This window comes from Lacrimispora sp. (assembly GCF_032078915.1).
In the GTDB taxonomy this organism is placed as follows: Bacteria; Bacillota; Clostridia; order Lachnospirales; family Lachnospiraceae; genus Lacrimispora.
Window position 1 is genome coordinate 76,543 of the sequence record NZ_DAMAUN010000007.1, and the last position, 25,268, is coordinate 101,810.

Consider the following 25,268-nt stretch of genomic DNA (forward strand, 5'->3'; position numbering starts at 1 on the left):
GGTGCAATATGGGAATCGTAAAATCAATTTTAAAACGCCCTATTACTATGGTTTTGGCCATTCTGTGCCTTCTTGTATTTGGAGGCACCTCAATTTTCTCCATGAAAATGGAACTGTCGCCGGAGTTAGATATGCCCATACTGCTAGTCAATGTAGTCTATCCCGGAGCCAGTCCTGAGGATATCAACGACCTAGTGACAAAGCCTGTGGAAGATGCAGTAGGAACCTTGTCAGGAATCAAAAATATCAATTCTACTTCCCGAGAAAATGCCTCTATCATAACTTTGGAATATGAATATGGCACGGACATGGATAAGGCCTATTCCGATTTAAGGAAAAAGATAGACAACGTGGATTTTCCTGATGATGCGGATGATCCCAGCATCATGGAAATCGACATGAATGAGGAGGCATCTGTTGTCCTTTCGGTCAATAAGCTGGCGGAGGAGAACATATATAGCTTCGTAAATGACACCCTTGTGCCGGAATTTGAGAAAATTTCCTCTGTAGCCAGTGTGGATGTCAGCGGCGGACAGGAAAGTTATGTCAGAGTTCGCCTAATTCCGGAGAAGATGGACCAATACAATTTAACCATGGGAGACATAAGCCAGGCCATTCAGGCGGCTGATTTCACCTTTCCTTTAGGAAATACGAAGGAGGGAACGCAGGAGTTATCCATCAGCGCTGAGGTAAAAATTGAGGATACTAACAGCTTAAAGAAAGTGCCTTTAGTGACAGGGAACGGAAAGACCATTAACTTAGAAGATGTCGCTGATGTTTCCGAGGCTGCCAAAGAAAAAGATTCTATTGGTCGGTATAATGGTGAGGATACCATCACTTTATCCATAAAAAAACAGCAGCAGTCCAGTGCGGTGGACGTTTCCGAAGACGTAAAAAAGACTATCTCTAATTTGGAAAAGAAGTATCCGGGAACGGAGTTCATTGTGGTAGATGATGCCAGTGATGAAATTCTGTCTTCTTTAAGCGATGTAAGAAACACCATGATTACTGCAGTCATTATCGCCATGATTGTCATTTTCCTATTTTTTGGCGATTGGAAAGCTTCTCTCATCGTTGGTAGCTCTATGCCCGTATCCATGTTGATTTCCTTAATTATGATGTCAGCCATGGGCTTTTCTTTAAATGTCATTACCATGAGCAGTATCGTCCTCGCCATCGGCAACATGACGGATGACTCCATTGTCGTCTTGGATAGCTGTTTCAAGGAGCAAAAGGGAAAGGGCTTTAAAGCCTATATGGCGGCGGCTGTGAACGGTACAAGTAATGTATTCGCAGCGACCATCGGCGGTGCTATTACCAACAGCGTGGTGTACATCCCTCTGGCATTCTTAGAAGGGATGGCGGGACAGACGTTTATAGCATTGGGATTTACCTTGATGTTCACATCCCTGTCTTCAGCTATATCGGGACTTACCATTGTGCCTATGTGCTACTTAAATCTCCGCCCGGAAGAGAAGAGGAATTCACCAGTGGGGAGCATTGTGAAAGTTCTCCAGAATGGCTATGAAAAACTAATTGCAAAAATTTTAGACCACAAGGCAATCGCCATGTCAGTGTCTGTTTTTCTTTTAGTGGGTACAGTGGTTCTTGCCACGACCCTTGGTGTTGAACTGATGCCGAGCACGGACTCAGGCACTATCGAAGTCTCGGTGGAGACAAGACCAGGTATTAGTATAGGCAAAGTGGATGAACTCCTCAAAAAGGTGGAGTCTGTCATCACAAACGAGGAAGACATAGATTCTTATATAACCAGCTACGGCGAAAGCGGATTAAGTTCAGGCAGTAGCAATGCCGGAATCATAACAGTATATTTAAAGTCTGACAGAAAGCTTTCCACAATAGAAATCAAAAACAAGTGGAGAGAAGAAATGAATCAAATCCCGGATTGCAGCATCACTTTGGAATCCCCCTCATCTATGAATGTGTCGAGCAATAATTCGGAGTTTGAAGTCATCCTGCAGAGTGCCCAGCTTGATGAAGTAAAGAATGCCTCTGAGCAGATGGTGGCGGAACTGTCAAAGCGTCCAGAACTGATTAAGGTCCATTCGGATCTGGAAAATGCAGCCCCTGTTATCAAGGTCCATGTAGATCCGATTAAGACCGCTGCTGAAGGAACTACTCCAAACGGTGTGAGTTCCCTGATACATGGTATGTTAAGTGGATATGAAGCCACCACCATGACTGTATCCGGAGATGAGATTTCCGTCATGGTGGAGTACCCGGATAATTCTTATGATACTATCAATAAAGTAAAAGGAATTTTGATACCCAACGGATCGGGTGGCTCTGTAGCGCTGACAGACATTGCAGACATTAATTATGAAGACAGCCCCTCGTCCATTTCCAGAAAGAATAAAGAGTATATTGTTACAATAACAGGCTCTTTTACTGATTTGGTGAATACAGAGGAAGACAAGGAGACTGTGGTACAGAACATCAATGAAAATATCGTAAATAAATATTTAGATACCACAGTAACAAGAGCCCAGAACAGTTTGGATGAATCCATAGCAGAAGAGATTACCGGTTTGCTCATTGCCATTTTAACAGCAATATTCCTGCTCTTCGTAGTCATGGCGGCTCAGTTCGAGTCCATTAAGCTATCCATCATGGTTATGACTGCTATTCCTTTTAGTATGATTGGGGCAATCGCCCTGATGGCTGCCACAGGAAGTAAAATCGGCATGACCACTATGCTTGGATTCTTGATGTTGGTTGGTGCAGTTGTTAAGTCCGGTATCCTGTATGTAGAAACGGTTGATCAGTACCAGGAAACGATGGAGAAACGGTCTGCAGTCATCAAGGCAGGTGTTAACCGGTTCCGTTCCATCCTGATGACCATGTTGATTGCTGTAGTTTCCATTCTTCCTCTGATTTTTGGCGGGGGCGAAGGCAGCGAGATAATGCGGGGTGTTTCTATTGTAATGGCTAGTGGACAATTGACATCTACAGCCCTGACGCTTTTATTGTTACCAGTATATTATTCCATCATGACAAGAAAGAAGGATAAGAATAAGAAATTGGATGAAGATTAAAGGAGAATTGTTATGAAAAAGTGGAAACAGATCAATGTTTTTTGTCTTGCGGCGGCTTTAACCGCCGCAAGTCCGGCAACGGCTTATGCCGGAAGTCCGGAATTTGCCCGGACTGCAGAGGAATGGGCCGGGCTTAAAGACAATGTGATGGAATACGGTGAGCTGGCGGACTTGATTCATGAATATAACGTGACCGTTCAGAAGAACCAGCTCGATATCAGCGACAAGAAAAAGGACAGCAGAATTACCAGTGACGAGAATGCCCAGTATTACCGTGATGCGGCCAGCGATTACCGCAGTGCCATTACTGGAGATGATCCCATATCTGATGCCCAGAATGCTGTAGGTGCCAGCAATGCCGATGCCCAGGCGGATAGGAATGTGGAGGACATACAGGTATACCAGAAGGCCTATGACCAGGAGGAGGCCAATCTGGTGGCGAAGGCTCAAAGTTCCATGATTTTCTATTTTGAACAGCAGTATAAGCTGAAGAGCGCAAGGGACAGTCTGGAGTATTTACTAACCGTTTACGAAACCGCCCAGGTGAAATTGAATGCAGGAACTGGGACGCAGATGGAGGTGTTGTCTGCGAAGAAGAGTTTGCAGGATACCGAAACGTCTATTGAAAAGATGACGGCATCCATTGAAGAGACGAGGCAGGTTCTTTGCATCATGCTGGGATGGAAGTATGATGATAACCCGGATATAAAAGAGCTTCCGTCTATGGAAAGGGAGACGATTGGCGCAATGAACCCGGAGGTGGATAAGGAAAGGGCGTTGGAGAATAATTATTCTTTAAAAATGAATAAGAGAAAACTGGAAAACGCAAGTGCTGGTATAACCAGGGAGACACTTAAGAGAACCATTGCAAATAACGAGCAGAATATCAGCACAGACCTTGTGAAGTCCTATCAGTCAGTTTTGTTGACGAAATCAACTTTTGACCAAGCAGAAGTGGACTTGGAAATGGAAAAGAAGAATATGGATACAATGGAACGGAAATATCAGATCGGGTCTGCCAGTAAGCTGGAGTATTTGAGACAGAAAAGTACGTATAATGCGAAAGAAACTGCCTTGAAGACGGCAGAACTGGCTCTATTTAAAGCAATCCAGAATTATGAAAATGGTGTCAATGGTCTGGCTTCGGCGGGAGGGGGCTGAGTATGAGGGAAAAACGGTGTCATTTTCATTTGGCTCTTACTATGGCCGTTGTAGCTGTCCTTGCAGTTCCCGCCACCTTTTCTGCCTACGGTGCCGGTCCCGGCCAGACAGAAGAAACGATTCCTGACGGAGTGACAGAAGAGCAGTGGACCAGGCTTAATGACCAGACTGTTGAATTTAACGAGTTGTCAAACTTAGTCCGCTACTTCAATCCTGCTGTGCAGAATATTACACAATCAATTTCCAATTCTATCAGCAACTTCCAGTACATTTTAGATGAAACCAGGGGTTATATCCGGGACTTGGAGGACGATGCTGAAGAATTAGAGGACTCCGGTGCAACCGACAGCCCCGAAGGACTGGCCCAGTACAACATGCTGAACATGACGGTAAAGAGCTTGAAAACCTCTACAGATTCCATGGGGCGGAGCTTGAATTACATGAATCGTACCAATTCGAATGTCACTCAGGCAGTAAAAACCTACACTTACTACGCCAACCAACTGATGATAAACTACAGCAGCGTTCAGTCGGGTTTTTCTTCCCTCCAAAAGCTGGTTGAGACTGATACCGTAGCTCTGGAATCGGCAAAGATCAGCTATGGGCTGGGGAAAGTTACCCAGTCAGAGGTACTCTCTGCCCAGAAAAAGCTTTTTGCTGCTCAGTCCTCTCTGCTATCCATGGAAAATACCGTTGACAATCTGCGCCGTTCCCTATGCCTGATGACAGGATATTCCTCTGATTCGGAACCGAATATTGGAACTATTCCACAGCTTGATATGGAAGAACTTTCTGCTATGGACCTAGAAGCTGACACGGAAAAAGCAGTTAGGAACAACTACTCCCTAATAAGTGATCGCCACACCGTATCCAATCGGACTACTACCGGGGTGAAGTCAAAGAAAGACAGCATTTCTGAAAGCGAGCAGACGATTGCCGTCACCATGCAATCCAATTACCAGATTGTACAGCAGGCGAAGACTGCTTATGAGTCAGCTTACACCGCTTATGAAATGGCAAAGCTGGAATGGGGTAAGGCTGAACGCTCATACCAGCATGGCCTCATCAGCCAGAACCAATATTTACAATCCCAAGTAGGATTTTTACAGGCAGAGAGTGGGCTGAAGAGCACTTATAACGATTTGTATCTGGCTTATGTTACGTATAGGTGGGCAGTAGATGGAATTATTATGACTTCTCACTAAGAAAGAGCTCTGCTAATTTCATATGATTTTTTTGGTTATATCTATAATACCGGATAGAACAGCAGAACTGTCTCAAACGTAGACGGGTAGTTATGCAACTGCCACTGAGTATTTGCTTGACTGGATTTGAGGCAGATTATCTTTGAATAAAGATAAGTAGTGAAACAAAAAGATCTCAGGAGTTATCCTGGGATCTTCCATAATATTATCATTTGAGAAATGAATTTGGCAGTAAAATAAGGTCTTCGTAATTATGAACATTATCAAAAGATTAGAAAAGGACAGAGAATTAAGACAATATATAATGGAGGAAAAAGCAATGATAGTATTCTTTTATTTTAAAAATTTTCGTTCCTTTTTAAATGAAATACATATAAATATGCGTGCATTAAATTACATGGAGTTTCCCCAACTTATCCGAGATGACAACAAAAATCTGATTAGGACCTTAGCAATCTATGGAGACAATGCAAGTGGAAAAACCAATTTATGTCTCGCCTTTGCATGTTTTCATTCTCTTATTTTAGATCAGCTTTTTTTTCATAAACCCAATCCAGAAAATCATTTCATATCACTTTTGAAGTTGAACAATATGGATAGGATTATTCCATATCAATTAATTGACCCTAACCTTAATCCTACTGAAATGGAACTGTCTTTCATAAGTGGGCAGCATGTTTATGAATACGGCTTCGCCATCAAAAATCAGAATATTGTAACAGAGCATATGACGGTAGATTATCATGTGGTATATACAAGGACAGACAGAGAAATTTCCATTGGACGTAAGTATGAAAAAACCTTGCTTCAAAAGGTAGGCTTTCGTCCTCATGATAAACAATTATTTTGTTCAATTCTGTCATGCCTGGATATCCCAGAAATCTCGGCTATAATGAAACCATTTGAGAGATTTTTTGCGGAAGATATTGTTTACTGCTCCGATATATTCGAATCGTTTCAATTTCATAGAGATTTGACTATGGAAGAGGGTACATACAAAATACTGGAGAATCCTAATGCACTTAAATATGGTCTGGAACAGCTTCAAAAGTTTGGAATTCCTGTAGTGGATTTGACCATTAAACATGGTATCCCCATGCTTGGATATCGCGTCAAATCTCGAACCACAGGTGAGTATGGGACAACTTATATGGATTATGCAAAGGTTTCCTCTAGCACAAAGAAATATTTGTCCTTGTTTATTAAAATACACCATTTATTTCAAAATGGAGGGATACTAATTTTTGACAATGTATCGAAAGAAATTCATCCGAATGTTATGAAGTTTATAGTGGATTTGTTTCAACAGGAAAGTAACAAGAAAGCTCAGCTTATTTTTACAACTTATGATAGCTCGATTCTAAATAATCAACAATTCAATAGGGAAGAGATAGCTTTCGTGGATATAAATGAATACCAGGAATCAAAAATCTACACTTTGGCAGATATTATGATCCTCTCAAATTCAAATTTATCAATGGACTATCTTCTGAAAAAATATGGGACTGTTCCTATAATTAAGAATTATATTTATTAAGAACCAATGGCTGCTTTTTTACCAAGAGGTTAGTAGGTTGGTCAGCGTGCAAACTTCAGTTCATAACCTGCTTTACTGGCATCGCAAAGGACACAATTCAGGGAATAGCACCTCCCCATATAGCTCTTTGTAAGCTAGATAATAAAATGTATAGATGGATTTTTATATGGAAAAAGCTGATAAGAGTTAACCAATCATATACTTTGTGAGATACCATTATCTGAAACTAATGCACAAAAAGGTAATCATATTCAAAAAAGCATAGAGCAAAGAGCAAACTCATCAAAAGATGGGGACGCAAAGCTGAGGGTCTAAGGTGTCTAATGACACTATGATAGCCTGGTTGCAAAAAACGTATGATGGCTGCAATTTTTACATAAGGATAAGTTTTAGCGGCTTTTAACGGGCATTAGGGCATCAGGATACCGGCTTTCGCTATTGTACTATGGTGAAAGGCGTATTTGCTATGACCCGATTTTCCTATCCTTTTCCGAGGTTTCATGAAGGACGGTGTAATTAGTACATGTCGTCCTTCAATATTACAAGTTTATACTACAGATCTAAAAAAGTCAGTATTTTGCCATAGGCAAAGTGCTGACTTTTTCTTTTCGACAAAATACTCTCTTATTTTACATGCTTTACCCGATATGGGGCTTGAGAATGTTAACCCGGTTCAACCGCGTTGCCGTTCCCCTCCGCTTCTGACATTTTGATTCACTTTCAAAATTCAGAAACGGAGGACAAGCCATATGGCAGAAAGAAAAGAATATCAGATTAAAGTTCAGGGACAGCTGGTTCCTGTCAGTGAAGACGTATATTTAACCTATTATAGAATGAAAAGACGGGAATTGTATCTGGAGGAAAAAGACGCAAAACATGGTGTATTTCACTATAGTGCCCTGGATACGGATAAAACCAACGGTGAGGATATGATTCCCGACTTATCATCCGCTCGCGTGGAGGATACGGTTATAGACAAGCTGTTAGCGGAAAAACTCCATCAGTGTCTTGGACAGCTTACCCAAGAGGAGCAGGAACTGATTTTCACTTTGTTTTTTCAGAATAAAAGTGAGCATCAGATATCCAGGGAAACTGGTGTGGCTCAAAAAACCATTCACAATAGAAAGGTTCGTATCCTGGATCGTTTAAAAAAACTTATGGAAAATTAAAAATAAATTGGCTCAACCCTCTCACGAAACTGGATTAGTAGTGAGGGGGTTTTTCTTATTTCCTCTCCTGGTACTTTGAAAATATAATATCCGATGACTTAAATACGTTAGCTGACGGAACCTGAAAAGAAAAAGCGACCATGGAGGATGCGCCAAGACCACCTGTAGGCAAGTAGAGAGAAAAATGAAATCACCTATTTTGTTTGTTCATTTCTTTCTGCACCTATCAAAGACGGCCAATTAAGGTGCAAAGCGGTACCCATCCGGCCAGAAAACAGACTGTGGCAGTCTGTTTCGCAATGACCCCGTCAGCCTATATTGATACTTCTGTCCAGTCACAGCCCCCTCTGATCAGGGGATCACGCAATGAGGGCAGCCGGCAGAGATCCTGGCGGGGGTGAAATTCCCATGATGCGGTTTACTATGCTTGCGTAGTATTAGCCAGCTGCAGTTTAGGCCATCGCCCTATGAGCTACGACATAGTCGCAGCTTTGTGTGCTTGGGGAGTAGTGTCAAATTAAGCACAGCTTTTAAAGATCTAATAATTAAAACTTAATGTCAGAAGCGATGGGGATCACTCATCATTTTGCTCTTTATCAGAGCAAATCGAGTGGTCCCTGTATTTGTGCAATTAAGCAAATGAAAAGGAGGTGCATATTTTGCAGGAACAAAAGAGATCCATACGGCGTGGGGATATTTTCTATGCTGATTTAAGTCCAGTCGTAGGCAGTGAGCAGGGGGGCAACCGTCCAGTTCTTATTTTACAAAACGATATCGGGAATCGTTATAGTCCCACAGTCATTGTCGCTGCTATCACAAGAAGGTCTAAAAGAGAGTTGCCTACTCATGTTGAAGTTGGGTGTATGGAAGAGCTCCAGAAAAATTCAGTGGTGTTACTGGAACAGATACGTACCATTGATCGTATGCGGCTTTTAGAATACATAGGTAGTTTGAGCAGGCTGCAGATGCTTTCAGTAGATCAGGCATTGGAGATCAGTGTAGGGCTTAATAAAACGGCAGAAATATAATAGAAATGATATGATTATAAACTAGAAATATGCTATCAGAGATAGGGGGAGATATTTATGTCCAAGGAACAGGCAGCCAATGAAGTCAAATATAAAATCACATTGAAGTTTTTAAAAATTCTGCTTCGGAATGGCCTAATTACCGAAGAAGAATATGAAGAAATCGATGCTTTAAACCGCCAGACTTTTCAACCTTTACTTGCAAAAGTATATGTGTAAAAACAGTAGCTATTTTGAATGTTGTGTGGTAATGTATGTTGCTAACAGGAGGCAATTCTGTTAGGAAGGAGGAAAAAGCCATGGCAGGAAAGCAGGGAAAAGTGAAAAAGGTAATCAAAATTAATCCTGTAAAACCTCAGGTAATGATGCAGCTTCAGCCAAGGAAACGAGTCTGCGCCTACTGCCGTGTCAGTACAGATTCCCGAGAACAACATCATTCTTTTACTGCACAGACAGCTTATTATGAAGATATGATCAGCAAAAGAAGTGACTGGCAGTATACCGGTATTTATGCGGATGAAGCACAGAGCGGTATGAAGCTGGAAAAGCGGGATGATTTCTTACGGATGATGAGAGACTGCGAAAATGGGAAAATTGATATGATCATAACAAAATCAATTACCCGATTTGCCAGAAACACCGTTGACAGTGTGGAAGCAATCCGCAAGCTGAAACTGCTTGGTATTTCGGTGTTTTTTGAAAAAGAGAATATTAACACCTCATCTGAGAGCAGTGAACTGTTGCTGACCATCTTAAGCTCTCTGGCTCAGGGAGAGTCTGAGAGCATTTCAACGAATAATAAATGGGCTGCAATCAAGCAGTTTCAGAAGGGGACATTTATCATCTCGACCCCTGCCTTAGGATACACCAATTCAGATGGCGAACTGAGGATTGACGAAGAGGAAGTGGAAACAGTACGCTTTATTTATAAAGAATACTTAAATGGGAAAGGCTCCTATGTCATTGCCAGAGAACTGACCGAGAAAGGAATCCCAACTGTAAGGGGGGCTGAAAAATGGACCGACGGTGTGGTTTTGAAAGTTCTTCAAAACCCGGTTTATACCGGAAATTTAATATTGCAAAAAACCTATTCTACTGAGGTAGTCCCCTTTAAACGAAAAAGAAATAAAGGGGAATTACCTCAGTATTTAATTTCTGAAAACCACGATCCTATCATCAGCAGGGAGGAAGCGGAAGCTGTTAAAGAGATTTATGAATACCGCCGCGGTCAGATGAAGGTTGATAGCATAAAGCCACAAAATCGGTACGCATACAGCAGCAAGATTATATGTGGGGAATGCGGCAGGGTATTCAGGAGGCAGAAAATCTATATCGGAAAACCTTATGAGAAAGTGCAGTGGTGCTGTATACAGCACATAGAAGATAAAGAGAAATGCAGTATGACAGCAATCCGGGAAGATGTCATACAACAGGCATTTACCTCGATGTGGAATAAACTCTCAAGTAATTATACGGAAATTCTTTCTCCTCTGCTGGAATCCTTAAAAAGACTGCGTGCAGATGAACAGCAGGAAAAGGAAATTAGAGAGTGTAATGAAAAAATAATGGAACTGTCAAAGCAGAGTCATATCTTAAGCGGCGTGGCCGCAAAGGGATATCTTGACCCTGCTATTTTTATAGAGAAACAGACTGCACTTCAGATAGAATTAGATGCCATGCGGAAAAAGAGTAGGGTTCTTCTGGATGAAAGTGGATTTGAGAACGAAATTTTTTACACAGAAAAACTTATAGAACTTTTGGAAAGCCATCCAGGGATACAGGATAACTATCGTGAGGACTTATTTTTACAAAGTGTGGAACAGGTAATCATTAAAGAAGGAAAATCTATAACCTTCCTCCTAAAGAATAAACTGGAGCTTACAGAGAACGGTGGAAAGGAGGACAGAGACGATGCAAAGACATATGCCGATAGGATACCGTATGCGAGACGGAAAAGTATATCTTGAGGAAACAAAGGCACAGATTGTAAGAAGGGTTTTTTCGGATTACCTTTCAGGAATATCTACCTACGCCATAGCCAAGGAACTGACAGCTAATGGAATCATGAATGCAAATAATAAGCCCTCCTGGAATCATTGCTCTATCGGCAAGATCCTGGAAAATGTCAAATATCTGGGGGATGAGATGCATCCTCAAATGATTGAGACGGAAATCTTTGAACAAGTGCAAAATTACAGAGAGAAGCAGCGCAGAAGGTTAGGGAGAGTCACGCATCCCAACAGTATGAATACCCAGAACCCATTCAGTGGCAAACTTTGGTGCGGAGAATGCGGAGAAGTTTTCCGAAAGTATGCGGGGAATTGTAGAAGACCCTCAGAAAAAAGAAAATGGAAGTGTAAAAATTATGTTTATAAAAACCGGGTCCATTGTATCAGCGGGGCGGTTACAGAAGAACAGATAAAAGAAATTTTTGTCCTGGCTGTAAACAAGATTATAAAAACCCCTTCTTTAATGGAGAAAAAGCCAAAGGAATCTCCGAGACGTTTTCAACCGGAATTTTGGAAACTTGATCAAAGGATAAAGGAACTGGAGGCAGATGAGCAATATTCCTCCAAAGAACTGGCGATGCTGATTTTTCAAAGAGCAGAAATACTTTATCAGACTGTGCAGGTTCATGATTATGACCATCATACAGAAAAGATGAAACAGGCTCTTTCTGAAAAGGATTTGCAAACAGAATTTCATGAAGAACTTTTTTTGCAGATCGTCAAGCGGATGACAATCTATGCAGATGGACGTATCGATGTAGAATTTATTAATGGACTGAAAGTCTATGAAATCTATAAAGATGGTAAAAAAGATGATGAAACATATAAAAACTGAGAGAAAGGATGAGATGCGTGCAAGCGTTAAAAAAGAAAAACATATCCATTATACCTCCGCAATCTGCTTATGACAAAAGTGTCAAGGTGCAGCTGAGAGCCCTGCGTGTAGCAGCGTATTGCCGTGTCAGCACGTTGTTAGAACAGCAGGAAAGCAGTTACGAAGCCCAGATATCTTATTATACAGAGAAGATTCAGCAGAATCCAAACTGGAAACTGGCAGGTATCTATGCCGATGATGGAAAGTCCGCTACCAATATCAATAAAAGGGATGATTTTAAGGGAATGATAGAGGACTGCATGGCCGGAAAAATTGATCTGGTACTAACCAAATCGGTCAGCCGCTTTGCGAGAAATACGGTGGATTCCCTGCAAGCCATACGGAAACTCAAGGAGAAAAATATCGGCATCATTTTTGAAAAGGAAGGCATCAATACACTGGAAGCTACGGGTGAACTTTTAATTACTATTTTAAGCAGCCAGGCCCAGGAAGAAAGCCGTAATATAAGTGAAAATACACGTTGGGGAATCGCACGAAGATATGAAAATGGTGTGGTAATGGTTAACCATAAAAAGTTTCTCGGATATACAAAAGATGAGGAGGGCGAATTAGTCATTGTACCAGAACAGGCGAAGTTAGTCAGGAGAATCTATCGCCTTTACATGGAAGGTTTAAGCACAAAGCAGATAGCGGATACATTCATGGCGGAGGGCATTAAGACGGTGACTGGAAACGATAAATGGCATGATACGACCATTGCAAAGATACTCCAGAATGAAAAATACATGGGGGATGTCCTGCAGCAAAAAACCTATACGGTAGATTTCCTTACAAAGAAACGGGTAAAAAATAATGGTATAGTACCCCAATATTATATCGAGGATAACCATGAAGCGATTATTCCTAAAGAATTTTTCTATCAGGTACAGGAAGAAAGAGCGAGGCGGGCAAGCCTGCATAAGCCATCCGTTGCAAGGCGTGCAAAAAAAGAGAAAAGTAAGTACAGTTCAAAATATGTATTTTCGGACATTCTTGTCTGCGGAGAATGTTCCCATCCTTACCGGAGACAGACCTGGTCGAGGAACGGAAATCTTACCCCCGTGTGGCGATGCGAGAGCCGTTTGTTAAAGGGAACAAAAATATGCAAGCATTCCGCAACCCTAAAGGAAAAAAACCTGCAAGAAGCGATTATGACGGCTGTGAACAGCGTAGTAGAGAACCAGAGAGAAGTCGTAGGAGCCTTTAGAGAAAACTTCATCAGAGTGATTGGTAGCTACACAACCAAAAACATAAAGACGGAGTTTGATGATGAAATAGCTAAATTACAAAAGAAGCTTCTTGCCCTGATTGAAGAAAATGCCAAGCAAGGGGCCATTAATGAAGATTTTGATGAGCAGTATAGGGAAATAGCGGAAGAGATGCAGGCCCTTAAAATAAAGAAACTAAAGCTGGCGAGAGAGCAGAAACTGGCTGGTGAATATGAGCAACGAGTGGACGGTATGAAATCATGCTTAAACGGTGTAAGCTGCAGAGTTGGGGAATTTGACGAGGAATTAATCAGGAATCTGGTACTCCGAATCAAGGTGATCAGTGAGTCCAAAATAGAAATCCACTTTAAATGCGGTATTATCCTGGAACAAAAAGTGGATTTTTATGAAGATTAGTATCACCTTTTGGAATGGGTGCACAAGAATAGGAGGGAGGTGATAGCTTTTTATAGAATGGATAGATTGTAGAATATTGTGGTGGTAGCCATGTAGTGAAATATTTAAAAATGGGAGGTTATTATGACATTAGAAGATTATATAGAGCAGGTAAAACTTAAGATAAAAGAATACCTGCCATCGGATTTGAATGATGTGGAAGTAACGGTCATTCCACGAGAAAAAAATAATGGAGTGCTTTTTCATGGGATATCCATACACCATCCTAAAGAGGCTGTTTCTCCGCTCTTGTATGCAGAAGATTATTTTGAACTGTTAAAAAGGGGCATGGGGATGGGAGATACGTTGCATTTAATGGTCGATAACTACATTTTAGCCCGGAATGAAATAAAAGTTCAGAACAATATAGATTTATCCTATGATCATATAAAAAGTAATCTGTTCCTCTGCATTGTTAATGCAGAAAGAAATCAGGAATTATTAGAGAATATTCCTCATCAAAAGTTGGAGGATTTGGCGGTGGTATACCGAAGTTTGGTTTGTACTGATGGAGAGCAGATTGGTTCCATGCTGATAAATAATCAATTATTGGAACATTGGAATGTAGATCAAGGGAAGATCCATGAGCAGGCATTAATGAATATGGATCGTTTATTTAAGCTTGAATTTTGTGTATTGGCTCAAAGAATATCTGGTATGTTGGATATTCCTATTGAAGAAATTCTATTTGACCAGAATCTTTTTCTGCTGGGCAATGACCATGATTATTATGGTGCTGCGTATTTAAGCTGCCCGGATGTATTGCAGGAGGTCAGTGAGAAAATGGGGGGAGATTTTTTGATTATGCCTTCTTCTGTGCACGAGCTGATTATTATAAAGGATATGGCTGATGCCGATATTGGTACTCTCATTGAGATTGTAAGAGAAGTAAACCGGACGGAACTTACTGAGGAGGATTTTCTTTCAGATAATATATACAGGTACGATAGTCAAAAACAGACCTTGTCCATGATTGATGGGAGTGATATGGAATTAGGAATGAAAATGCAGTAATAATGTTTCCGATTGAGTATGAGTATGACATGCGGATATACCGCTTCCCTGGAATTAGGTAGCAAAGAGTAGTACTAAATGTGAAGGATTCGGCAGGAAAGACTTAAGCTCCTTCTGAAAATGTTAAGACTAAGGTTTTCAGTGGATTGGGGATCTTAGTCTTACTAAATAGATATCGAAAAATACAGGTTGTCATGTTATAATTAGTATACCTTTTATATAGAAGCATATTGAGGTGTAAGTTTTGAAATTATAGCTGTATAACTACAATAAAGGAAGAATCTTAAGAATATAAATAGGAAGTTGTCAAGTAGCTTTGAACTACGGATTATTTATATTATTCCACTGATGGAGAACAGTATGGAATTTGAAAAGTTATATAAAAAACTTGAGGAAACAGATATAAATGATTTTTATCATGTTGATATGGATTTCATGTTAGAGATAATTAAAATGGGAACGGCTGACATTCCTGATTGTCTTCGAATATACAGCGTAATCTCTCAGTGGTATGGGAACTCCTTGCGAGGTGGGGTCTGGACTTATTATGAAATTGCAGATATGCAAGATTTACAATTGACAGCACAATACTTATCATGCTGTTTATGGAAAGAGTTTCATCAAATGTTCTGTCTAGGGATACATGATTACCAGTCTCCTCGATTTGTTGGAAATTTCAATTATCCGCAGGAATGGATTGATGAATCGGAATCCATTGATAAATGGATTTGGAACAACGAGCAAAAGCTGGGCGAGTGGCAGAGGGAGTTTCTGTTAACTTATAGGGATGAAGTATGCCCACTATAAAACTACATATATTTGATTAGAAATTCCAACAAAGGAGGTTACTTGATGATAGAAGTGTCATTTTCATATACAAAAAATGAATGGATTGACGGACGACGTAAATATTTATTGTTATCTAAAACAATAAAAAAATCAGATATTATTGCTCTAATTATAGCGGCAGTAGTATCCATATTTTCTATTATTATTTACAAGTTTAATACATTGAATATTATACTCAGTATTATTGTGGCTGTTTTTACAGCAATGCTATTGCTTCTTTATGTGTTGCAGCCAATATGGATATTTCGGTTGACAGAAAAATACCACCATCCATATAAAATGAAATTTTCTTCTGAAAATATCAGTTTTGAATCACAAGGCATATCCTCTGTTTTAAGTTGGGATATTTATTCCTCTTATATAGAGAATGATAGGTACTTTTATTTATTACAGGGAAAACCAAACTATGTATTGATTCCGAAACGAGCATTTTTATCAGACAAAGATGAATTGCAGTTCAAAAAGTTGTTGTTAAATCACTTTATAAAATGAGCATAATACGAATCAGCAAATTCCAATTTGAAATACAGATTATTTTTAATAATGGAAACTATGAATTTTTGTGGTTATAGTATATTATAGCAATTATAGAAAGTTGGAGTATATAGATTTCAATATACATTAAATGTATTAACCGAGCACTAAAGGAGGCCAATCAATGAGTGAATATAATTTCTACTACGATGAATCAGAGCATAGCAGGAAGATAAACCCCAAGACAATAACTGCGGATAACTACTATGATAACTTTATTACTGTGGTCGTTGGTTGGCGCTCTGAATACGAAACTGACTTGTCTAACAGATATACTGCTTTTGAAGAAAAATATAAATATCGTCAATCAAAAGGTGAGCTGAAAAGCACCACTATCCGTCAGAGTCAACTGGAGCATGGATTTGCCTCGTTAAATAATGATAATGTTAGTTTGCTGGAAGATTTCTTAGCTCTGTTTAATGAAAAAACTCTTATTTACTATGCAGTCATAAGTAAAATTGAATATATAATCAGACAATTATTTAAAGATTATAAAAACAGCTTTTTGGTTGATATGGATGCCATGAAATACTCAATTACAAAAGCCGTAGTTTTATATCAGCCTGCAGACATAATCAATGGTTTCTACGAGAATACCGGTGAGCTCGTTACACTTTTGAAAAAATTCTTTGCTGTTCAAATCGAAAAGGATAAAGCAAATGAAATATTGAAAGAAAAGGAAATTGAACAATATAACCAAATACTTATACTTCTGGATGATGTCTCAATAATTAAGACTATTGACTGGAATTATGATATTTCGTTCTATGGTTTCAAAAAATATCTTAATGAAAGGTCAATAGATAACTATTCATTGACCATAGACAAAGAAGGTGAAAACGGTAAAACGGCAATAGCAGCTGAACGCGGGTGTTTAACTACAGTTGCAGAAGCGGACTCAATAACTTCCTGTGGAATTCGTATGGCTGATATGCTTGCGGGTTTAATTTCAAAATTACTGAAATCCTTACATAATGCATTGAGGTATACGTCAGAGGAAGAACAAGTAAGTAAAAAAATCCTCAATAGTAGTTGGTTTGTCATTAGCGAACAACAACTCTCCCTTTACAAGAAGTTACACAATGTGGCGGTTGATTTAAATACATCTTGGTACAAGTCTTTTTCTGGGATATACTCAGATGATTTGATAGTGTTTATTGCTTTTCTGAATTTTATGAGTCATTTTGAATCGGTAGAAGCCATAAAAAGCGATATTTGTATGCAAGGTGAATATTTTAACGCATATGCTTGTGAATGTTTATCTGACTATTATACACAGATGCATCATAAACTGCCGATTGAGCCAGTAGGTAAAGCCTCAAAGGATTACTTTTTAAATCAACAAGGAGCAAAAGTTTATTTTGACATCACTAAGCAACCTTTGCTCGAAATAACAAAAGACCGAATTGTCTGCGATGCTTTAGCAGTCGGTTGTAGTCAGGAGATGATTCCATTGATTACAATAGTGGAAGCAGGCAATGTAAATTGCTACCGACTTCCAATCGCATTATCAGAATGGGCAATGACTATAGTTGGTTTTGCCGATATGGGAGAAAACTTATTTCCGTCTAAAGTTGTGTTTACTAAGGTAAAAGACGGATTGTACGCTGATATTTTATAATGTATGAAAGCCAGCTTTATATCTGTTAAATTTAAATCAGCAATTAAACTTAAATAATTATCACTGAAAGAGTTTTGCACTTCCCATTATAAGCATAATGGGAAGTTAAATTAGAAGTTGTGGAGGAGACAATAATGCAAACAGAAAGAGGCATATTCATATCTGATAATTACTCCTGTTCTGATTATAGAAGATTATGCTTACGAATTAATTCAGATAGTGAAGCATGGAATTTTGCAATAAATATATTCAGAGAAAGAATCTATGGTCGATTTATAAATCAAATCGAATTATTAAATGATAATGTTCAGCGAAATGGTTTTGCATCTATGGCACTTTGCTGTCTTTTGATTGATACGATGTATAAGTTCGAGCATGGTAGCATTTCAACTAATTATAATGAAGTAAAATATGAAGAAATGTTAATGACATATTTGAATGATGTGTTTATTTCACTTGATATGGCAAGAGCCTTTTATAAAGGTATTCGTTGCGGAATTTTGCATTCAGGAGAAACACAAAGTGGTTGTATGTTAAGTGTAACTTGCAACCATATTATAGAAGTGCAGGGAAATGGGCTAAATACAAAAATTAATGTAAACGTTATAGATTTTTCAAATCGTGTAATCCAATATATAAATGATTATATTAACAGATTATATAGTGGTGATACACAAACAAGGAAAAAATTCATTAAAAAAATGAATTATCTATGTGAAAGAGAATCTTTTATTGAAGATTGAACAAACACAACTTAAGATCTGTAAGATCTAAAAAGGGAAGGATAAGAGAAATCTTGTTCTTCTTTTTTATGCCTACAGCTCCGAATTTAGGTGTTCAAAGGAAACCTGAAAATAGGGCATTTGAAGATGGTTATTGAGACTTTGATTTGATATAATGAGTTCATGACAAATTTCAAATTTTTTGTAGAATTATGGGGATAATGATAAAGGAGATGTTGTATCATGGAAAGACTAGCTTGGGTAAATAACGGTTTTATATGTAAAGAATTATATGCACCATTCGTAGTAAATAAAGATATTGATTATTATTCGGATTTGAAAAGTAAATATCGGTTGTTAAAAAGTCAAGCAGTGTCAGCTGGCGCAAATCAAGAGAGTATTGATTTGATAAATAAATATGTACAAAAGATTTATAATGCAATTAATTTGTATTACAAGGGAAATATATCAAGTTCTCATGCAATAATTAAGAATTATATTAAGGATTGTTCAGATAATAATTTTGCGGTTAATGCGATTATTAATAGTGATGCATTTCCAGGAATTAAGGGAAGTGAAATTCAACTTTTTCGAGCAAGAATATCGGATGATCCAAGAGGATTTAAATCAAAAGATATGTTGCATCTACCAATTGAGTTAAGGGGCAAAACGGGAAATTACCGATTTAGTATTTCTGGAATACCGAGCCTGTATTTAGGCAATTCATCATATGCTTGTTGGATTGAGACCGGTAGACCGTCAGATCATTTATTTAATGTTTCACCAGTTTTAGTTGATGGTACGCAAAAAATATTTAATCTTGCAGTTCGAATGAGGGATTATCATTGCTTAAATGAGTTTTCAAAAGATAAGGTGAATTGTTGGTTAAAGCTCTTGATTTTAATGATTGCAACATCTTATACAGTTGAAGAATCAAATCGTGTTTTTAAGTCAGAGTATATAATTTCTCAGAGTGTAATGCTTGCATGTAATGAACTCGAGTTTGATGGAGTGGCATATTTCTCCAAAAGAGTTGATGATGAAATATTTGCAAATATTGCAATTAATGTAGCCTTATTTGCAACGTATAAGAAGGGAAAAGCGTATTCAGATTTGTGTGAGCACATTAAAATAGATGATTCTTATAATTTTGCTTTATTTAAACAACTTGCATATTCACTTTCATATAAAGATTATGAATTAAGAGTAAGAAGAACAGGATTAATTACTAACATAGGAAATTATAGAAGACAATATCCATATGATGAAACAGAGTTTTTTAGATTTGACAAATTCATGTTTACATCTTGGAATGATAAAGATACTATTCCTTGGGGAAATGCATTACAATAAATTTGAAGTTGTAAAGGGGGAATACAAAAGTGAAAAAATATCAATGTCCTTGTTGTGGATATTTCACCTATAATGTGCCTACAAATGAAGATTGTGGATACATTTGTCCTGTTTGCTTTTGGGAAAATGACCCGTTTATAGCTTTTGACAGTGAGCCAAATGACTCTAATCATGAAATGACATTGAACGAAGCAAAAGATAATTTCCGGCAATTTGGTGCTTGTGATAAGAAAATGCTATGTTATGTTCGCAAGCTAAGAGATAATGAAATGAGAAATGTATAATGAGAACTTCCGATTTGTCGATAAGTTGTTATGTGGGACAAATTAAAATTTGTAAGGAGAAATAATAAGTAGAACTAGATTGAATAGTTTCTGCTTAAAAAGTTGTTGGAATCTTTTGAATTTTCCTGTCAGTGCTTTCCTTGACACTGCATCGGAACACCGATATAATATTAACAGGTGATGAAAATGACAATACAACAACTTTTGCGAGATAAGAATATATCTCGGTATCGTTTATCAAAAATTAGTGGGATACCATGGTCGACTCTTGCTGATATTTATTCTGGAAAAACACGGCTAGACCGATGCAATGTGGGAACACTTTCAAAGTTGGCCAAGGCCCTTGGATTATCTATTGAGGAACTGTTGGAACTGGAGCCGGAAACGGTTCAGAAAATAGGGTCGGTGTCTGGAAATATAAACAGAAAAACATATCTAGAGGCTGGATTACCGGGGAGTGTCCAAAAAGCTATAGAGGAATATTTACAAGGTGAAAAGAAGCAGGTACTCTATCTTGACTGTCTATGGGGAGAATTATACGGAGCCATTAATTCTAATCTTTGGGCAGGATTGATTACGGAGGAACAGGCAGACTATCTGCGCGTAAAATATCTTGGCACAGAGGGAGAGGAGGAAAATATTCATGATTGATTTTACATCGTGCGAGGTAAATAAATTTAGGGCCTACGGTGGGGCAAACGGAAATAAGATCAATATTCTTTATAACGGAAGTAGCTATATGCTCAAGTTTCCACCTGTTCCAAGCCGCAATAAATCCATGAGTTATACCAATGGGTGTATCAGTGAATATCTATCTTGCCGTATCTTTGCCTCCCTCGGATTCAAGACCCAGGAGACTCTGCTTGGGACCTATACTGATCCACGTGGGAAAGAAAAGATAGTGGTAGCTTGTGGAGATTTTACAGAGGGAGGAAAAAAACTCATTGAATATGAGCATGATTTGATAATTAGCCTGTTCCAGGGAAATTCTGATATCTTCCTAACAAACTTAGAATGGATAGAATATAGAAATGTATTGGCATCATATGATAAAATGGCTGAGGCCTTGAGACAGGCAGATGAAGTTTTGAAAATCAATGATGATAACAATATTCACACGGCCATATATTCAAAAGATAATTATCCGAAGAATCTAATGAGAATAGAAAATCCTCCAGCACTTTTGTATTATAAAGGTGCTAATCCCAATAAAGGATTTGAAAAGGCTATTGCATCTGTTGGAACAAGAAAACCTACACAATTCGGATTTAATGCAATCAATTATTTAATACCGCAGTGGGTAAATGAAGGTTTTGCTATTATATCAGGACTTGCAGCAGGTGTTGATCGTTTATCTCATATTGCATGCTTAACAAATAATGGGAAAACTATTGCAGTGCTTGCTCATGGCCTTGAAAAAGTGTCTCCTGCCGAAAACAGAAAGCTGGCGGAGGATATATTATCTAACGGAGGTACTTTGTTATCCGAATATCCCGTGGGGACTAGGGCAGAAAAATACAGATTTGTAAATAGAAATAGACTAATCGTTGGCCTATCAAAGGTTACTGTAGCAATGGAATGCGAAGTAAAAAGTGGCTCTATGCATTCGGTTGAGTTTGCTCAAAAGCAGAATTGCCCTATTTTTTGCCCAGATCCAGGAGAAAAGCTGAATAATTCTCAAACAGGATTGAAGTATATTCTTGATAATAAAATAGGGAATAGAATCAAAAGTGGTATGGATTATAAAAATGTTATATATGCTGCAGGGTATGAAATCAACAATCCGACATTAATGGCTCCGTATATCAAGCAACAGTATCTAAAGGCGATATTACATTTTATAGAAAATGATGATATAAAAATTCATGCTTTAGAAAAGCTAAAGATAAGTTATCAATCTAAGTTTACAAATATGAGCATGTTATATAATTATCTAATGGATTTGATTCAAGAATCTATTTACACTTTGGATGAAATTATCAGCATATTTGTAAGTGTCATCACGGCTAACTATGTTCATGATGAGGAAGATGAATGACAAAATATATAAGAATTGAGGCTGTCTTCTTGACAGCCTCATCTATTTATGAAAGGAAAGAAAGACAAAGGTTATATAATATGTTAAAATAATTAGTAAAATTGAATAATATGTAAACTAAGTTCTATACGGAATATTCGGGAGAAAATATAGTGGATATATATGACTTCGGTGTGCAAGAAAAAGTATTTTGTGTTTAAAATGAACATTAAATGTCAAACTGATAAAATGACCTTAGAATATAGATGAGTTGAATCCATCAACGAATCTTATTCATACAAAATTAATATATGGAGTGTTTTCTGTCTGGAGTGCTTTGTATATCTAAGATTATACCTACTATGCTTTAGTATGATTTCGAAAATGTAGAATAGATATAAGGAGAAGGATATGAAAGAGATAAATATAAAGGAAGAGGTAATCCGATACCTGGATGATGAAAATTACAATTACGCTATATTAATTGATGGCGACTGGGGAAGTGGCAAAACCTATTTTATAAATCATGGTTTAAAAGAGAAAATTGAAAAACACGAGGAAAATGGAAAAAAGAGGGCTTTTAAATATATTTCATTATATGGCTGTAAGTCAGTAGAAGAAATAGAAGAAAAAGTTTTCTGGTCGGTTATTGATAAAAAGATCTATGAAATGAAAGAACGATTAAGTAATAACATACCAGTTCCTGAGATATATGGGGAAAATAAAAAAAAGAGTGAAAAAACACAGAGCGCAGTGTTGGCAACCACTAAAAAAATTATTAATACTATAATTCAAAAATTTGATTTGAGTTATAAATCATTTGAGTATATAGCAGATTTTATCGCTTTAAATCGGAATATTTTTGTATTTGATGATTTGGAAAGAAGTAATTGTCAGATTAATGATTTACTGGGATATATTAATGGTTTAGTAGAGCATGAAGGAGCAAAAGTCATCCTAGTGGCTAATGAAAAAGAAGTTGGCGTGAGTAGGGATGAGAATAAAGTTTTTCAGTATTTAATTGCGTCCCAGACTGATATTAAAATTTCAAAAGAAAACTCTCTTGATAATATGTTTAGAAGTGTAGGTAATCAAAAAGTTGAGGAACTTACTGTGGAAGAATTAGAGAGGAGAAGAAAAAGCATATTTCCTGACATTAAATATGATTATGAATATAAGCAGATTCGAGAAAAATTAATTGGTATAACAATTTTTTACGAACCTGATTTTTCAAGTATCATGCATAAATTAATAGATAGATGTAAAGCAAGTAGTGATTTAAAGCAAAAATTAAATGGAAAGGTGAAGTTCTTTATTGATAAGCTAGATGAAAATGGACATTATAATTTAAGAACATTCCAGTTTTTTCTCTCAAAGATAGAATTTATTTTTAACGAATACAAAATAATTGAAGATATTTATGCATTATATGCGGACAAGATATTAGATGTACTCATTGAAAACTGTTTTATGTTATGTGTAGAGTTTAAAGGGAATGTTCATGAACCAGAAGATGAGTTAGCAAAAATCTTATATAGAAAAAGGCTTGTATTGCACTCTATTGATAGCTACATAAAGGCAAGTGTATTTGAAAGGGAGAAGTTTGAAAAGGAAACGAGACAGTATATTATTTCCGAGTTAATGGATAAGTTAGATGATAATGATCCCTATAGTTTGCTTTATTATCACTACTACCTTAAACCGCAAAGTTGGGTAGAAGAGAAGATAAATCAAGTTTTGGATCGATTAGATAATGGTGTATACTCAACTAATTTATACGGAAAAATTTTAGTTCAATTCAAAAGGTTGAAGGATTTTGGGTTTGATCCTGGGATATTACAAAAAGCTGTAGATTTCATGATAGCTAATGTAAAGAAAAAAAGTGATCAACCACATATTTCAACAGAATTCATGATTGAAGATGCAGAAACCATAGCAGAATGTAAAATGCTTATCAATAAAATAAATCATTCTTTAAGTGGTGCAAAAGACCTGACCATGCAGCAAACTCTTGAAAAAGTCTTGGGAAATCAAGAACATTGGGCTAAGCAAATGAAATTTTATATAAACTCTGAAGAATATAAAAATCAAGATCGGACAACATTTTTAAATAAGATACCTGCATCATCGTGGATTGAAAAACTTAAAGGTTCTGAACCAGATGAAATTAATACATTTAGAGAGTGTCTTAAAGAGCTATATCCAGACAATGTGATTTGGGAACATAGAAAGGGGGATATGTCAATTATACAAGAGATGATTGATGAATTTCAGATATATGAAGAAGAGAGCGACTTGATTAAGAAGATGCAATTTAAATGGTTGAGTAATCAGCTAAGTAGTATTTATCAATTATATTTGAATATTTGACATTCCTCATTAAATAGTAAAAATGGTGCAGTCTTATTACAAAAGGGCTAGTAAAATATATATTTTTATAAGAGGTAAACTAATGGCACAAACAAATACGATAGTGGATCATAATCCAGCAAAGCAAGAAAAATGTTATATTCAGGCAAGAGGTTTCTTTTTTGCCGCAAAGAGATGTGGGAGAACGGAAATATGTGAGGAAAGCGGATTAAACCAAAATCTGCTTATTCCAGAATGCGTAAATATTGCATTTTCATGTGAATTATATTTTAAGGTTCTTTTATACAAAAACCAGGAAGTCATTAGGGAGCATAGTCTGTTTAATCTATTTAATCAGCTTGATGATGCAAAGAAGAAAAAAATATCCGAAAGTTTAAAAATGGGTCAAACTCAATTAAAAAGTTTAATTAAGCAACATTCTAATTTATTTAATAGGATGCGTTATCGATCTGAATTTCCTCAATATAGTGGAAGCTTTTCAGTGCCGTTACAATTTTTTTATCAATTAGCAGAATCATTAGATAAACTTGCACGAGAACTTATCGATATTGATCCATACCCTATAACAAAAATATATATTGATAATTTACAAGGGTCTTTTGAGGATTTCTAAGTTTTTGTACATAAATTATGAGTTCTTCTGGATATGAAGCATGAATAATGGGTCATTTTTCGTGCCGATTCAACTAAATGGCTGTTGCAAAATGGATCAAGATTTCGCCATAGAAGGTAAAGTACATTTCCCAAAATGAAGCGGTTGGGGCTTGCTATTCTACAGAAACGCAATTTTGTTGTTGATCG

General features: G+C 37.4%; 21 protein-coding genes and 1 riboswitch. All 21 genes read left to right on the forward strand.

The annotated features are described in order from the left end of the window. Nucleotides 1-8 precede the first annotated feature (8 nt). The 21 genes from RT269_RS04735 (at nt 9) to RT269_RS04840 (ending at nt 25,080) form a co-directional block, all read left to right on the forward strand. The gene (locus tag RT269_RS04735; RefSeq protein WP_313180868.1) at nt 9-3,056 is read left to right on the forward strand and encodes an efflux RND transporter permease subunit; all 3,048 of its coding nucleotides are present in this window, start codon (nt 9-11) and stop codon (nt 3,054-3,056) included. Nucleotides 3,057-3,068: 12 nt separating this feature from the next. Beyond that, nucleotides 3,069-4,217, forward strand: coding sequence for a TolC family protein (locus tag RT269_RS04740; RefSeq protein WP_313180869.1), 1,149 nt, complete (start codon nt 3,069-3,071; stop codon nt 4,215-4,217). A gap of 2 nt (nt 4,218-4,219) precedes the next feature. Next, entirely contained in the window at nt 4,220-5,422 is a 1,203-nt protein-coding gene (locus tag RT269_RS04745; protein ID WP_313180870.1) for a TolC family protein, read from the forward strand. Nucleotides 5,423-5,675: 253 nt separating this feature from the next. Continuing rightward, nucleotides 5,676-6,959 (forward strand): AAA family ATPase, encoded by a 1,284-nt coding sequence (locus tag RT269_RS04750; RefSeq protein ID WP_313180871.1) that lies wholly within the window; start codon nt 5,676-5,678, stop codon nt 6,957-6,959. A 262-nt stretch (nt 6,960-7,221) separates the two neighbouring features. Beyond that, nucleotides 7,222-7,310: riboswitch (cyclic di-GMP riboswitch) on the forward strand. Between the two features lie 398 nt (nt 7,311-7,708). Next, a complete protein-coding gene (locus tag RT269_RS04755) occupies nt 7,709-8,128 on the forward strand; it encodes a sigma factor-like helix-turn-helix DNA-binding protein (RefSeq protein WP_313180872.1) in 420 nt (139 codons plus the stop codon). 659 nt (nt 8,129-8,787) lie between these two features. Beyond that, nucleotides 8,788-9,156 carry a type II toxin-antitoxin system PemK/MazF family toxin gene (locus tag RT269_RS04760; protein WP_313180874.1) on the forward strand — a complete coding sequence of 123 codons (369 nt, stop codon included), beginning with the start codon at nt 8,788-8,790 and terminating at the stop codon, nt 9,154-9,156. Between the two features lie 57 nt (nt 9,157-9,213). Further along, nucleotides 9,214-9,375 (forward strand): SHOCT domain-containing protein, encoded by a 162-nt coding sequence (locus RT269_RS04765; RefSeq protein WP_313180875.1) that lies wholly within the window; start codon nt 9,214-9,216, stop codon nt 9,373-9,375. A gap of 80 nt (nt 9,376-9,455) precedes the next feature. Beyond that, nucleotides 9,456-11,123, forward strand: coding sequence for a recombinase family protein (locus RT269_RS04770; protein ID WP_313180877.1), 1,668 nt, complete (start codon nt 9,456-9,458; stop codon nt 11,121-11,123). Continuing rightward, nucleotides 11,068-12,000: a recombinase family protein gene (locus tag RT269_RS04775; RefSeq protein ID WP_313180878.1), complete on the forward strand. Its 933-nt coding sequence runs from the start codon at nt 11,068-11,070 to the stop codon at nt 11,998-12,000. The genes RT269_RS04770 and RT269_RS04775 overlap by 56 nt, the downstream gene beginning before the upstream one ends. Nucleotides 12,001-12,017: 17 nt before the next feature. Further along, nucleotides 12,018-13,664 (forward strand): recombinase family protein, encoded by a 1,647-nt coding sequence (locus RT269_RS04780; protein ID WP_331664070.1) that lies wholly within the window; start codon nt 12,018-12,020, stop codon nt 13,662-13,664. Between the two features lie 123 nt (nt 13,665-13,787). Beyond that, nucleotides 13,788-14,717 carry a DUF5688 family protein gene (locus RT269_RS04785; protein WP_313180881.1) on the forward strand — a complete coding sequence of 310 codons (930 nt, stop codon included), beginning with the start codon at nt 13,788-13,790 and terminating at the stop codon, nt 14,715-14,717. Between the two features lie 360 nt (nt 14,718-15,077). After that, on the forward strand, nt 15,078-15,524 hold the full coding sequence (locus RT269_RS04790) for a hypothetical protein (RefSeq protein ID WP_313180883.1): 447 nt from the start codon (nt 15,078-15,080) through the stop codon (nt 15,522-15,524). Nucleotides 15,525-15,569: 45 nt separating this feature from the next. Beyond that, entirely contained in the window at nt 15,570-16,058 is a 489-nt protein-coding gene (locus RT269_RS04795) for a YcxB family protein (protein ID WP_313180884.1), read from the forward strand. 166 nt (nt 16,059-16,224) lie between these two features. Then, nucleotides 16,225-17,721, forward strand: coding sequence for a DUF3800 domain-containing protein (locus RT269_RS04800; RefSeq protein WP_313180885.1), 1,497 nt, complete (start codon nt 16,225-16,227; stop codon nt 17,719-17,721). A gap of 134 nt (nt 17,722-17,855) precedes the next feature. Further along, nucleotides 17,856-18,464, forward strand: coding sequence for a hypothetical protein (locus RT269_RS04805; RefSeq protein WP_313180887.1), 609 nt, complete (start codon nt 17,856-17,858; stop codon nt 18,462-18,464). A gap of 222 nt (nt 18,465-18,686) precedes the next feature. Beyond that, nucleotides 18,687-19,796 (forward strand): RES domain-containing protein, encoded by a 1,110-nt coding sequence (locus RT269_RS04810; RefSeq protein ID WP_313180888.1) that lies wholly within the window; start codon nt 18,687-18,689, stop codon nt 19,794-19,796. A gap of 29 nt (nt 19,797-19,825) precedes the next feature. Next, entirely contained in the window at nt 19,826-20,080 is a 255-nt protein-coding gene (locus RT269_RS04815; protein WP_313180889.1) for a CPCC family cysteine-rich protein, read from the forward strand. A 186-nt stretch (nt 20,081-20,266) separates the two neighbouring features. Continuing rightward, nucleotides 20,267-20,731 carry a helix-turn-helix domain-containing protein gene (locus tag RT269_RS04820; RefSeq protein ID WP_313180890.1) on the forward strand — a complete coding sequence of 155 codons (465 nt, stop codon included), beginning with the start codon at nt 20,267-20,269 and terminating at the stop codon, nt 20,729-20,731. Further along, nucleotides 20,724-22,118 carry a DNA-processing protein DprA gene (dprA, locus tag RT269_RS04830; RefSeq protein ID WP_331664071.1) on the forward strand — a complete coding sequence of 465 codons (1,395 nt, stop codon included), beginning with the start codon at nt 20,724-20,726 and terminating at the stop codon, nt 22,116-22,118. The genes RT269_RS04820 and dprA overlap by 8 nt, the downstream gene beginning before the upstream one ends. A 390-nt stretch (nt 22,119-22,508) precedes the next feature. Continuing rightward, nucleotides 22,509-24,467, forward strand: coding sequence for a P-loop NTPase fold protein (locus RT269_RS04835; RefSeq protein WP_313180891.1), 1,959 nt, complete (start codon nt 22,509-22,511; stop codon nt 24,465-24,467). A gap of 82 nt (nt 24,468-24,549) precedes the next feature. Continuing rightward, nucleotides 24,550-25,080, forward strand: coding sequence for a hypothetical protein (locus RT269_RS04840; RefSeq protein WP_313180893.1), 531 nt, complete (start codon nt 24,550-24,552; stop codon nt 25,078-25,080). Nucleotides 25,081-25,268: the final 188 nt, after the last annotated feature.

Bases quoted from the DNA above. Each gene is read 5' to 3' on its own strand.
- RT269_RS04735 (WP_313180868.1), top strand. From the start codon at position 9: ATGGGAATCGTAAAATCAATTTTAAAACGCCCTATTACTATGGTTTTG.
- RT269_RS04740 (WP_313180869.1), top strand. From the start codon at position 3,069: ATGAAAAAGTGGAAACAGATCAATGTTTTTTGTCTTGCGGCGGCTTTA.
- RT269_RS04745 (WP_313180870.1), top strand. From the start codon at position 4,220: ATGAGGGAAAAACGGTGTCATTTTCATTTGGCTCTTACTATGGCCGTT.
- RT269_RS04750 (WP_313180871.1), top strand. From the start codon at position 5,676: ATGAACATTATCAAAAGATTAGAAAAGGACAGAGAATTAAGACAATAT.
- RT269_RS04755 (WP_313180872.1), top strand. From the start codon at position 7,709: ATGGCAGAAAGAAAAGAATATCAGATTAAAGTTCAGGGACAGCTGGTT.
- RT269_RS04765 (WP_313180875.1), top strand. From the start codon at position 9,214: ATGTCCAAGGAACAGGCAGCCAATGAAGTCAAATATAAAATCACATTG.
- RT269_RS04770 (WP_313180877.1), top strand. From the start codon at position 9,456: ATGGCAGGAAAGCAGGGAAAAGTGAAAAAGGTAATCAAAATTAATCCT.
- RT269_RS04775 (WP_313180878.1), top strand. From the start codon at position 11,068: ATGCAAAGACATATGCCGATAGGATACCGTATGCGAGACGGAAAAGTA.
- RT269_RS04785 (WP_313180881.1), top strand. From the start codon at position 13,788: ATGACATTAGAAGATTATATAGAGCAGGTAAAACTTAAGATAAAAGAA.
- RT269_RS04790 (WP_313180883.1), top strand. From the start codon at position 15,078: ATGGAATTTGAAAAGTTATATAAAAAACTTGAGGAAACAGATATAAAT.
- RT269_RS04795 (WP_313180884.1), top strand. From the start codon at position 15,570: ATGATAGAAGTGTCATTTTCATATACAAAAAATGAATGGATTGACGGA.
- RT269_RS04800 (WP_313180885.1), top strand. From the start codon at position 16,225: ATGAGTGAATATAATTTCTACTACGATGAATCAGAGCATAGCAGGAAG.
- RT269_RS04805 (WP_313180887.1), top strand. From the start codon at position 17,856: ATGCAAACAGAAAGAGGCATATTCATATCTGATAATTACTCCTGTTCT.
- RT269_RS04810 (WP_313180888.1), top strand. From the start codon at position 18,687: ATGGAAAGACTAGCTTGGGTAAATAACGGTTTTATATGTAAAGAATTA.
- RT269_RS04820 (WP_313180890.1), top strand. From the start codon at position 20,267: ATGACAATACAACAACTTTTGCGAGATAAGAATATATCTCGGTATCGT.
- dprA (WP_331664071.1), top strand. From the start codon at position 20,724: ATGATTGATTTTACATCGTGCGAGGTAAATAAATTTAGGGCCTACGGT.
- RT269_RS04835 (WP_313180891.1), top strand. From the start codon at position 22,509: ATGAAAGAGATAAATATAAAGGAAGAGGTAATCCGATACCTGGATGAT.
- RT269_RS04840 (WP_313180893.1), top strand. From the start codon at position 24,550: ATGGCACAAACAAATACGATAGTGGATCATAATCCAGCAAAGCAAGAA.